Annotated in this window: 12 protein-coding genes; all 12 read right to left on the bottom strand. The window is 50.3% G+C overall.

The features are described from left to right. A partial coding sequence (locus IPH84_18345; GenBank protein MBK7175128.1) for a hypothetical protein occupies nucleotides 1-1271 on the bottom strand: 1271 nt, incomplete at its 3' end. Continuing rightward, nucleotides 1178-3442, bottom strand: coding sequence for a hypothetical protein (locus IPH84_18340; protein MBK7175127.1), 2265 nt, complete (start codon nucleotides 3440-3442; stop codon nucleotides 1178-1180). The genes IPH84_18345 and IPH84_18340, both read right to left, overlap by 94 nt. A 92-nt stretch (nucleotides 3443-3534) precedes the next feature. Then, nucleotides 3535-7398 (bottom strand): hypothetical protein, encoded by a 3864-nt coding sequence (locus IPH84_18335; GenBank protein MBK7175126.1) that lies wholly within the window; start codon nucleotides 7396-7398, stop codon nucleotides 3535-3537. Continuing rightward, nucleotides 7322-7801, bottom strand: a complete 480-nt coding sequence (locus IPH84_18330) for a hypothetical protein (protein ID MBK7175125.1) — start codon at nucleotides 7799-7801, stop codon at nucleotides 7322-7324. The genes IPH84_18335 and IPH84_18330 overlap by 77 nt, the downstream gene beginning before the upstream one ends. Beyond that, the gene (locus tag IPH84_18325) at nucleotides 7734-8621 is read right to left on the bottom strand and encodes a hypothetical protein (protein MBK7175124.1); all 888 of its coding nucleotides are present in this window, start codon (nucleotides 8619-8621) and stop codon (nucleotides 7734-7736) included. The genes IPH84_18330 and IPH84_18325 overlap by 68 nt, the downstream gene beginning before the upstream one ends. Next, a complete protein-coding gene (locus tag IPH84_18320; protein ID MBK7175123.1) occupies nucleotides 8557-9756 on the bottom strand; it encodes a hypothetical protein in 1200 nt (399 codons plus the stop codon). Before IPH84_18320 ends, IPH84_18325 begins: the two co-directional genes overlap by 65 nt. A 141-nt stretch (nucleotides 9757-9897) precedes the next feature. After that, the gene (locus IPH84_18315; GenBank protein MBK7175122.1) at nucleotides 9898-10353 is read right to left on the bottom strand and encodes a hypothetical protein; all 456 of its coding nucleotides are present in this window, start codon (nucleotides 10351-10353) and stop codon (nucleotides 9898-9900) included. Beyond that, nucleotides 10245-10658, bottom strand: coding sequence for a hypothetical protein (locus IPH84_18310; GenBank protein MBK7175121.1), 414 nt, complete (start codon nucleotides 10656-10658; stop codon nucleotides 10245-10247). The genes IPH84_18315 and IPH84_18310 overlap by 109 nt, the downstream gene beginning before the upstream one ends. A gap of 49 nt (nucleotides 10659-10707) precedes the next feature. Then, on the bottom strand, nucleotides 10708-11106 hold the full coding sequence (locus tag IPH84_18305) for a hypothetical protein (protein ID MBK7175120.1): 399 nt from the start codon (nucleotides 11104-11106) through the stop codon (nucleotides 10708-10710). A gap of 78 nt (nucleotides 11107-11184) precedes the next feature. Further along, nucleotides 11185-11367, bottom strand: coding sequence for a hypothetical protein (locus IPH84_18300; GenBank protein ID MBK7175119.1), 183 nt, complete (start codon nucleotides 11365-11367; stop codon nucleotides 11185-11187). Between the two features lie 174 nt (nucleotides 11368-11541). Beyond that, nucleotides 11542-11823, bottom strand: coding sequence for a hypothetical protein (locus IPH84_18295; protein MBK7175118.1), 282 nt, complete (start codon nucleotides 11821-11823; stop codon nucleotides 11542-11544). Between the two features lie 153 nt (nucleotides 11824-11976). Further along, nucleotides 11977-12187 (bottom strand): hypothetical protein (locus IPH84_18290; protein MBK7175117.1); only part of this gene is annotated, 211 nt, incomplete at its 5' end.

Here is a 12187-nt window from a genome sequence, read left to right as displayed (position 1 = left end):
GTTGAACCTTCACAGATGGTGGCATCAGCACCTGCATTAACCACAGCCTGGCGTGAGATATTGAGAACCATTGCATCGGAAGCACTTACACAAGGAGCAGCAGATGAAGCTGTGATGGTAAGTGTCACGGTACCGGCAGCAATATCCGCAGCACTTGGAGTGTAAACCGGGTTAAGGGTTGTTGCATTATTAAATGTACCAGTACCAGAGGTAGTCCACAGCAGGGTCGTTGCATTCGTGACGGCCGCACCTGAGAGGGTATATGAACCTGCAGTCTCGCAGATGGTAGCATCAGCGCCGGCGTTAACAGTAGCCTGACCGTTGATGTTGAGCACCATTGCATCAGTAGCATCTGAACAAGGAGCAGCGGATGAAGCTGTGATGGTCAGGGTAACTGAACCTGCGGTGATATCGGCCACACTTGGAGTATAAACCGGGTTGAGAGCAGTAGCATCATCGAATGTACCAGTACCTGAAGTAGCCCATTGCAGGGTCGTTGCATTCGCAGCGACTGCATTTACCAATGTATAGGTACCACTTTCACAGATGGTAGCATCAGCACCTGCATTAACGGTAGCCTGACGGTTGATGTTGAGCACCATAGCATTACTGACAGCAGTGCAAGGAGCAGCTGGCATAGCAGTAATGGTAAGGGTCACAGCACCTGCAGTGATATCGGCAGCCGAAGGAGTATAGATCGGATGCAGAGCAGTCATGTTATTGAAAGTACCTGTACCAGAAGTTGACCACAGTAGGGTCGTTGCATTTGCAACGGCCGAACCAGCCAGGGTATATGAACCGGTCTCACAGATGGTAGCATCAGCACCTGCAGAAACTGTAGCAGCAGGAGTGATGGTAATGGTCATCTGATCGGTGGCGTCAGTACAAGGAGCATCGGAAGTAGCAGTGAGGGTGAGGGTGATCACACCTGTTTCACCGGCTGCAGGAGTATAGGTCGGGGTAAGGGTTGTTTCATCTGAAAGAACACCTGTTCCTGAACTTGTCCAGAGGATACTTGAGTAATATGAAGCAGTAGCACCGGATACTGTATAGGCAGAACCTTCACAGATTGTAGCATCAGCACCAGCATTAACCACAGCCTGGCGTGAGATATCGAGCACCATTGCATCGGAAGCACTTACACAAGGAGCAGCGGATGAGGCTGTGATGGTAAGGGTTACGGAGCCGGCAGCAATATCAGCAGCACTTGGGTGTAAACAGGGTTGAGTGTAGTTGCATTGTTGAATGTACCAGTACCTGAGGTAGTCCACAGCAGGGACGTTTCATTCGTAGCGGCCGCACCTGCCAGAGTATATGAACCAGCAGTCTCGCAGATGGTAGCATCAGCGCCGGCGTTAACAGTAGCCTGACTATTGATATTGAGCACCATAGCATCGGTAGCATCTGAACAAGGAGCAGCGGATGAGGCTGTGATGGTCAGGGTAACAGAACCTGCGGTGATATCGGCCACACTAGGAGTATAAACCGGGTTGAGGGTTGTAGCATCATCGAAAGTACCTGTACCTGAGGTAGCCCATTGCAGGGTCGTTGCATTCGCAGCGACTGCATTTACCAATGTATAAGTACCACTTTCACAGATGGTAGCATCGGCACCTGCATTAACTGTAGCCTGACGGTTGATGTTGAGCACCATAGCATCACTGACAGCAGTGCAAGGAGCAGCTGGTGTAGCAGTAATGGTGAGGGTAACAGCACCGGCAGTGATATCGGCAGCACTAGGTGTATAGATCGGATGCAGAGCAGATATGTTATTGAAAGTACCTGTACCTGAAGTAGACCACAGTAGGGTCGTTGCATTCGCAACGACCGATCCAGCCAGGGTATACGAACCGGTTTCACAGATGGTAGCATCAGCACCGGCGCTAACAGTAGCAGCAGGAGTGATGGTAATAGTCATCTGATCGGTTGCATCCACGCATGGACTTGTTGAGGTGGCAGTGAGTGTGAGGGTGATCACACCTGTTTCACCGGCTGCCGGGGTATAGGTCGGAGTGAGGGTTGCTTCATCAGAAAGAACACCTGTTCCTGAACTAGTCCAGAGGTATGCGGTAGCATAGGTTGCGGTAGCACCTGATACTGTATAGGCAGAACCTTCACAGATTGATGCATCAGCACCAGCATTAACCACAGCCTGGCGTGAGATATTGAGAACCATTGCATCGGAAGCACTTACACAAGGAGCAGCGGATGAAGCTGTGATGGTAAGGGTTACGGTACCGGCAGCAATATCAGCAGCACTTGGAGTGTAAACCGGGTTGAGAGTGGTTGCATTGTTGAATGTACCAGTACCTGAGGTAGTCCACAGCAGGGACGTTGCATTCGTAGCGGCCGCACCTGCCAGTGTGTATGAACCAGCAGTCTCGCAGATGGTAGCATCAGCGCCGGCGTTAACAGTAGCCTGACCGTTGATGTTGAGCACCATTGCATCAGTAGCATCTGAACAAGGAGCAGCGGATGAGGCTGTGATGGTCAGGGTCACTGAACCTGCAGTGATATCGGCCACACTTGGAGTATAAACCGGGTTGAGAGCAGTAGCATCATCGAATGTACCAGTACCTGAAGTAGCCCATTGCAGGGTCGTTGCATTCGCAGCGACTGCATTTACCAATGTATAAGTACCACTTTCACAGATGGTAGCATCGGCACCTGCATTAACGGTAGCCTGACGGTTGATGTTAAGAACCATAGCATCACTGACAGCAGTGCAAGGAGCAGCTGGTGTAGCGGTAATGGTGAGGGTAACAGCACCGGCAGTGATATCGGCAGCACTAGGTGTATAGATCGGATGCAGTGCAGAGATGTTATTGAAAGTACCAGTACCAGAAGTTGACCACAGTAGGGTCGTTGCATTTGCAACGGCCGAACCAGCCAGGGTATATGAACCTGTTTCACAGATGGTAGCATCAGCACCTGCAGATACTGTAGCAGCAGGAGTGATGGTAATTGTCATCTGATCGGTTGCGTCAGTACAAGGAGCATCGGAAGTAGCAGTGAGGGTGAGAGTGATCACACCTGTTTCACCGGCTGCAGGAGTATAGGTCGGGGTAAGGGTTGTTTCATCTGAAAGAACACCTGTTCCTGAACTAGTCCAGAGGATGCTTGAGTAATATGAAGCAGTTGCACCTGCTACTGTATAGGCAGAACCTTCACAGATTGATGCATCAGCACCTGCATTAACGGTAGCCTGGCGGTTGATGTTAAGAACCATAGCATCACTGACAGCAGTGCAAGGAGCAGCTGGAGTTGCAGTAATGGTGAGGGTAACAGCACCGGCAGTGATATCGGCAGCACAGGTGTATAGATCGGATGCAGAGCAGTATGTTATTGAAGTACCTGTACCTGAGGTTGACCACAGCAGGGCGTTGCATTTGCACGGCCGAACCAGCCAGGGTATATGAACCGGTCTCACAGATGGTAGCATCAGCACCTGCAAAACTGTAGCGGCAGGTGATGGTTGTCATCTGATCAGTGGCGTCAGTACAAGGGCATCGGGTAGCAGGTGAGGTGAGGGGATCACACCTGTTTCACCGCAGTATAGGTCGGGGTAAGGGTTGTTTCATCTGAAAGAACACCTGTTCCTGAACTTGTCCAGAGGATACTTGAGTAATATGAAGCAGTTGCACCTGCTACTGTATATATTGAACCTTCACAGATTGATTCGTCAGCACCGGCGTTAACCACAGCCTGGCGTGAGATATCGAGCACCATTGCATCGGAAGCACTTACACAAGGAGCAGCGGATGAGGCTGTGATGGTAAGGGTTACGGAGCCGGCAGCAATATCAGCAGCACTTGGAGTGTAAACAGGGTTGAGAGTGGTTGCATTGTTGAATGTACCAGTACCTGAGGTAGTCCACAGTAGGGTCGTTGCATTCGTAGCGGCCGCACCTGCCAGAGTATATGAACCAGCAGTCTCGCAGATGGTAGCATCAGCGCCGGCGTTAACAGTAGCCTGACTGTTGATGTTGAGCACCATTGCATCAGTAGCATCTGAACAAGGAGCAGCGGATGAGGCTGTGATGGTCAGGGTCACTGAACCTGCAGTGATATCGGCCACACTAGGAGTATAAACCGGGTTGAGGGTTGTAGCATCATCGAAAGTACCTGTACCTGAGGTAGCCCATTGCAGGGTCGTTGCATTCGCAGCGACTGCATTTACCAATGTATAGGTACCACTTTCACAGATGGTAGCATCAGCGCCGGCATTAACGGTAGCCTGACGGTTGATGTTGAGCACCATAGCATCACTGACAGCAGTGCAAGGAGCAGCTGGAGTGGCAGTAATGGTGAGGGTAACAGCACCGGCAGTGATATCGGCAGCACTAGGTGTATAGATCGGATGCAGAGCAGATATGTTATTGAAAGTACCTGTACCTGAAGTTGACCACAGTAGGGTCGTTGCATTTGCAACGGCCGAACCAGCCAGGGTATATGAACCGGTCTCACAGATGGTGGCATCAGCACCTGCAGAAACTGTAGCAGCAGGATTAATAGTGATGACCATCGTTGAAGTTGTAGCGGTAGCACAACCTGCATTTGGATTTGCAGTCAGTGTTAAGGTAATTGTACCTGTTTCTCCCAATGCCGGGGTATAGGTCGGAGTGAGGGTTGCTTCATCTGAAAGAACACCTGTTCCTGAACTTGTCCAGAGGATGCTTGAGTAATATGAAGCCGAGGCTCCGCTTACTGTATAGGTGCTTCCCTGGCAAATAGTTGCATCTGGACCAGCATCTGCGATCGGGGCCTTGTTTATTGTGATAGTCATCTGGTCGGTTACATCCGGACAAATTGCACCTGAAGAGGCTGTGAGTGTCAGGATAACAGAACCATTGGCGATATCACTTAAACTTGGCGTGTAAACAGGATTGAGTAAACTGCTGTTGTTGAAAGTACCTGTGCCTGTGGTTGTCCAGTGCAGACTGGTATAACCGCTGGCGGAAGCATTCATTGTTGCAGTTGAACCTTCACAAATAGTCTGGTCAACTCCTGCATTTGCTGTAGCAGGTGAACCAACGGAGATCTGTACTAAATCAGAGGATGACTGGCATGGACCATTGGCAATTGTCCAGCGGAATACATAGGTTCCGGTGAGCAGACCAGTGATGGTTGTTGTAGGACTGCCAGGTGTTGTGATGGTAGCAGCTACTCCGCTTTCCTGTGTCCATGTACCAGTTCCGTATACCGGGGTATTAGCAGCCATAGTTGCAGTTGCTGGTGTTGCACCACAAATTGACTGGTCAGCGCCTGCCCATGCAGGAGTTGGAGTGTAGTAATTGGTAATCACAACATCATCCGTACTGGTGCATACACCATTGGTAACTGTATACCTGAACACATATGGTGTCGAGCTTGCTATCAATCCATTTGCAATTGCTGTTGCACCAACTGGTGGGAATAAGGTCGGCGTATTTGGACCTGAGATAAATGACCAGGCTCCGGATCCGCTCGCTGGTGTATTTCCAACCAGGAAGGTGAAGGATGCATTGCATAGATTCTGATCTGAGCCTGCATTCGAAGTAATTGCTTCAAAGAATGCAACAGTAACATTTGCTGCTGAAGGAGTACATGTACCGTTTGTTATCGACCAGCGCAGTACATAAGTTCCATAAGCATCGGCAGTGAAAGTAGCATCAGGATCGGTATTGTCACTGAATGTTCCAGTTCCACCTGAAACGACTGACCATGCACCAGTACCCACGGTTGGGGTATTGGCACCAAGACCGGCTGATTCGAGTGAAGCGCAGACATTCTGGTTGGCACCAACAGTGGCAGTAGTAGGACTTTCGTAATAGGTAACGGTAACATCATCGGTTGAAGCAGCGCAAACGCCGTTTGAGATAGTCCAGCGAAGCACGTATACACCGTAAGCATCAGCAGTGAATGTAGCATTTGCAGCAGCAGCACTGGAGAAAGTACCTGTACCACCTGATACGATCGACCATGCACCTGTTCCGTTGGCTGGTGTGTTTGCACCAAGACCTGCAGATACGAGGGTACCGCAAAGGTTCTGGTCAGCACCGGCAAGAGCAGTTGTAGGTGTAGCGTAGTTGGTGATGGTAACAGTGCTTTCTGAAGGAGTGCAGACACCGTTTGAGATTGTCCACTTGAATACATATACACCAGGAACCATCGAGGTAACGGTGGAGTTGTATGCTGTCGGGGTAGTGATGGCCGGGGTGTTAGGACCTGAGACAAGTGTCCAGAGACCTGTACCCGGAGTAGGATCATTACCTGCGAGAGTAGTATTGGTAACGTTGCAGAGGTTCTGAGCAGCACCTGCGTTTGAAACAACAGGACTTTCAAAGAATGTAACGTTCATATCATCAGTTGATGCTGTGCACACGCCATTGGAGATAGTCCAGCGCAGTACATAGGCACCATATGCATCAGCAGTGAATACTGCATTTGGATCAGTATTATCATCAAAAGCACCTGTACCACCTGATACAATCGACCATGCACCTGTACCCACAGTTGGGGTATTGCCACCAAGACCTGCAGATACGAGGGTACCGCAGAGGCTCTGATCAGCACCGACTGTAGCAGTGGTCGGAGCCTGGTAGAAGGTAACGGTGATATCATCGGTTGAAGCAGCACATGTACCGTTTGATATAGTCCATCTCAGTACATAGGTTGCATAACCGTTTGCAACGAAGTTTGAATTTCCTGAAGTCGGAGCAGTAAATGTTCCGGTTCCACCTGACACGATTGACCAAGCACCTGTTCCTACAACCGGGGTGTTTCCACCTAAACTGGTAGAGGTAAGTGTAGCGCAATGGTTCTGGTCAGCACCCACAGAAGCAGTGGTAGGAGCCTGGTAGTAGTTCACGGTAACATCAGCGGTTGAAGCTGTGCATGTACCGTTAGAAACTGACCAGCGCAGTACATAAGTTCCATAAGCATCAGCAGTGAAAGTAGCATCAGGATCGGTATTGTCACTGAAAGTACCTGTACCACCTGAAACGACTGACCATGCACCAGTACCCACGGTTGGGGTATTGGCACCAAGACCTGCAGATTCGAGTGAAGCGCAAATATTCTGGTTGGCACCCACGGTGGCAGTAGTAGGACTTTCATAATAGGTAACGGTAACATCATCGGTTGAAGCGGCGCATACACCGTTTGAGATAGTCCAGCGAAGCACGTATACACCGTAAGCATCAGCAGTGAATGTAGCATTAGCAGCAGCAGCACTGGAGAAAGTACCAGTACCACCTGATACGATCGACCATGCACCTGTTCCGTTAGCTGGTGTGTTTGCACCAAGACCAGCAGATACGAGGGTACCGCAAAGGTTCTGGTCAGCACCGGCAAAGAGCAGTTGTAGGTGTAGCGTAGTTGGTGATGGTAACCGTGCTTTCTGAAGGAGTGCAGACACCGTTTGAGATTGTCCATTTGAATACATATACACCCGGAACCATCGAGGTAACGGTGGAGTTGTATGCTGTCGGGGTAGTGATGGCCGGGGTGTTAGGACCTGAGACAAGAGTCCAGAGACCTGTACCCGGAGTAGGATCATTACCTGCGAGAGTAGTATTGGTAACGTTGCAGAGGTTCTGAGCAGCACCTGCGTTTGAAACAACAGGACTGGCAAAGAATGTAACGGTAACATCAGCAGTTGAAGCGGTGCAAACGCCGTTGGAGATAGTCCAGCGCAGTACATAGGCACCATATGCATCAGCAGTGAATACTGCATTTGGATCAGTATTATCATCAAAAGCACCTGTACCACCTGATACAATCGACCATGCCCTGTGCCCACGGTTGGGGTATTTTGCCACCAAGACCTGCAGATTCGAGGGTACCGCATAGGCTCTGGTCAGCACCGACTGTAGCAGTGGTAGGAGCCTGGTAGAAGGTAACGGTGATATCATCGGTTGAAGCAGCACATGTACCGTTGGAGATTGTCCATCTCAGTACATAGGTTGCATAACCGTTTGCAACGAAGTTTGAATTTCCTGAAGTCGGAGCAGTAAATGTTCCAGTTCCACCTGACACGATTGACCAAGCACCCGTACCGACAACCGGGGTGTTTCCACCTAAACTGGTAGAGGTAAGTGTAGCGCAATGGTTCTGGTCAGCACCTACAGAAGCAGTGGTAGGAGCCTGGTAGTAGTTAACGGTAACATCAGCGGTTGAAGCTGTGCAGGTACCGTTAGAAACTGACCAGCGCAGTACATAAGTTCCGTAAGCATCAGCAGTGAAGGTAGCATCAGGATCGGTATTGTCACTGAATGTTCCAGTACCACCTGAAACGACTGACCATGCACCAGTACCCACGGTTGGGGTATTGGCACCAAGACCTGCAGATTCGAGTGAAGCGCAAATATTCTGGTTGGCACCCACGGTGGCAGTAGTAGGACTTTCGTAATAGGTAACGGTAACATCATCGGTTGAAGCAGCGCAAACGCCGTTTGAGATAGTCCAGCGAAGCACGTATACACCGTAAGCATCAGCAGTGAATGTAGCATTAGCAGCAGCAGCACTGGAGAAAGTACCTGTACCACCTGATACGATAGACCATGCACCTGTACCGTTAGCTGGTGTGTTTGCACCAAGACCAGCCAGATACGAGGGTACCGCAAAGGTTCTGGTCAGCACCGGCAAGAGCAGTGGTAGGAGTAGCGTAGTTGGTGATGGTAACAGTGCTTTCTGAAGGAGTGCAGACACCGTTTGAAATGGTCCACTTGAATACATATACACCAGGAACCATCGAGGTAACGGTGGAGTTGTATGCTGTCGGGGTAGTGATGGCCGGGGTGTTAGGACCTGAGACAAGAGTCCAGAGACCTGTACCCGGAGTAGGATCATTACCTGCGAGAGTTGTATTGGTAACGTTGCAGAGGTTCTGAGCAGGACCTGCGTTTGAAACAACAGGACTGGCAAAGAATGTAACGGTAACATCAGCAGTTGAAGCGGTGCATACACCATTGGAGATAGTCCACCTTAGTACATAAGCACCGTATGCATCAGCAGTGAAGGTTGCATTTGCAGCAGCAGTGCTTGAGAAAGCACCTGTACCACCTGATACGATAGACCATGCACCTGTACCCACAGTTGGGGTATTGCCGCCAAGACCTGCAGATTCGAGGGTACCGCAGAGGCTCTGGTCAGCGCCGACCGTAGGCAGTGGTCGGAGCCTGGTAGAAGGTAACGGTGATATCATCGGTTGAAGCAGCACATGTACCGGTTGATATCGTCCAGCGCAGTACATAGGTTGCATAACCGTTGGCAACGAAGTTTGAAATTTCCTGGTCGGAGCAGTGAATGTTCCGGTTCCACCTGACACGATTGACCAGGCACCTGTACCTGCAACCGGTTGTTTCCACCTAAACTGGTAAGTAGGGTGTAGGCAATGGTTCTGGTCAGCACCTACAGCGAGTGGTAGGAGCCTGTAGTAGTTCACGGTCACATCAGCGGTTGAAGCTGTGCATGTACCGTTAGAAACTGACCAGCGCAGAACATAAGTTCCAAAAGCATCGGCAGTGAAAGTAGCATCAGGATCGGTATTGGTCACTGAATAGTTCTGTACCACCTGAAACGACTGACCATGCACCAGTACCCACGGTTGGGATAGGCACCAAGACCGGATTGAGTGAAGCGCAGACATTCTGGTTGGCACCCACCGTGCAGCAGTGGTAGGACTTTCGTAATAGGTAACGGTAAACATCATCCGGTTGAAGCAGCGCAAACGCCGTTTGAGATAGTCCAGCGAAGACGCATATACCGTAAGCATCGGCTAGTGAATGTTGCAGCGTGCAGCAGCAGCACAGGAGAAAGTACCAGTACCACCTGATACGATAGACCATGCACCTGTTCCGTTAGCTGGTGTGTTGCACCAAGACCAGCAGATACGAGGGTACCGCAAAGGTTCTGGTCAGCACCGGAAGAGCAGTTGTAGGTGTAGCGTAGTTAAGATGGGTAACAGTGCTTTCTGAAGGAGGCAGACACCGTTTGAGATTGTCCACTTGAATACATATACACCGGGAACCATCGAGGTAACGGGGAGTTGTATGCTGTCGGGTAGTGATGGCCAAGGTGTTAGTACCTGAGACAAGCGTCCAGAGACCTGTACTGGAGTAGGATCATACCTGCGAGAAGTAGTATTGGTAACGTCACAGAGGTTCTGAGCAGGGCCTGCGTTTGAAACAACAGGACTGGCAAAGAATGTAACGTTCATATCAGCGGTTGATGCTGTGCATACACCGTTGGAGATAGTCCACCTTAGTACATAAGCACCGTATGCATAAGCAGTGAAGGTTGCATTTGGATCAGTATTATCATCAAAAGCACCTGTACCACCTGATACGATAGACCATGCACCTGCACCCACGGTTGGGGTATTGCCGCCAAGACCTGCAGATATGAGGGTACCGCAGAGGCTCTGGTCAGCACCGACTGCATAGCAGTGGTTGGAGCCTGTAGGAAGGTAACGGTGATATCATCGGTTGAAGCAGCACATGTACCGTTGGAGATTGTCCAGCGCAGTACATAGGTTGCATAACCGTTGGCAACGAAGTTTGAATTTCCTGAAGTCGGAGCAGTAAATGTTCCGGTTCCACCTGACACGATTGACCAAGCACCCGTTCCTACAACCGGGGTGTTTCCACCTAAACTGTTAGAGAGTAAGTGGCGCAATGGTTCTGGTCAGCACCACCCAGAAGCAGTGGTAGAGCCTGGGAGAAGTTCACGGTAACATCAGCGGTTGAAGCTGTGCAGGTACCGTTAGAAACTGACCAGCGCAGGCCATAAGTTCCGTAAGCATCGGCAGTGAAGGTAGCATCAGGATCGCTATTGTCACTGAAAGTACCTGTACCACCTGAAACGACCGACCGCACCAGTACCCACGGTTGGGGATTGGCAACAAGACCCGCGATACATTTGAGTAAGCAGAACATTCTGCTTTGGCACCCACTGTAGCAGTGGTAGGACTTTCGTAATAGGTAACGGTAACATCATCGGTTGAAGCAGCGCAAACACCGTTTGAGATAGTCCAGCGAAGCACATACACCGTAAGCATCAGCAGTGAAGGGGTAGCATTAGCAGCCTGGAGAAAGTACCAGTACCACCTGATACGATCGACCATGCACCTTGTACCGTTGGCTGGTGTGTTTGCACCAAGACCAGCAGAGTTGGCTGCCGAGGGTACCCCTAAAGGTTCTGGTCAGCACCGACTAGATGCGTAGTAGGAGTAGTAGTTGGTGATGGTAACCGTGCTTTCTGAAGGAGTGCAGACACCGTTAGAGATGGTCCACTTGAATACATATGCCACCGGAACCATTGAGGTAACGGTGGAGTTGTATCCTGTCGGGGGTAGTGATGGCCAGGGTGTTAGGGCCTGAGACAAGTGTCCAGAGACCTGGCTACTTGAGTAGGATCAACTTACCGCGAGAGTAGTATTGGTAACGTTGCAGAGGTTCTGAGCAGCACTGCGTTTGAAACAACAGGATCAAGAATGTAACGTTCACACTATTTGGGGTTGATGCCAGACACCATTGGAGATAGTCCAGTGAAGAACATGTTAATTGCGGCATTGGCAGTGAATGTGGAAGATTTGGTATGGTGGCAGTGCTTGAGGAAAGCACCAGTCAAACCTGATACAACGACTATGCACCTGTACCCACAGTAGTTGGGCATGCCGCCAAGACCTGCAGACATTTGAGGGCAAGTACCGGATAGGATTCTGACCAGCACCGACTGTAGCAGTGGTCGGAGCCTGGTAGAAGGTAACGGTGATATCATCGGTTGAAGCAGCACATGTACCGTTTGATATAGTCCATCTCGTAGGCACATAGGTTGGCATAACCGTTTGCAACGTAGCTTGAATTACCTGGTGTGGGAGGGGGGAATGTACCGAAGTTCCACTTCCGACACTACCGACCAAGCACCTGTTCCACCAACCGGGGTGTTGCCACCTAAACTAGTCGAGGTAAAGTGAAGGCAATGGTTCTGGTCATCACCTACACAGCAGCGTGTAGGAGCCCTGGTAGTGGTTAACGGTCACATCAGCGGCTGAAGCTGTGCAGTGTACCGTTAGAAACTGACCATTGCAGTACATATGTTCCATAAGCATCAGCGGTGAAAGCAGCATCAGGACGTAGGTATTGTCACTGAAAGTATCAAATGGACCTGAAACGACCGACCATGCGCCAGTACCCACGGTTGGG

The organism is Bacteroidales bacterium, assembly GCA_016707785.1.
Taxonomy (GTDB): domain Bacteria; phylum Bacteroidota; class Bacteroidia; order Bacteroidales; family UBA4417; genus UBA4417.
The sequence above is the reverse complement of the archived record's forward strand: the minus strand, read 5'-3'. Positions and strand labels throughout refer to the sequence as shown.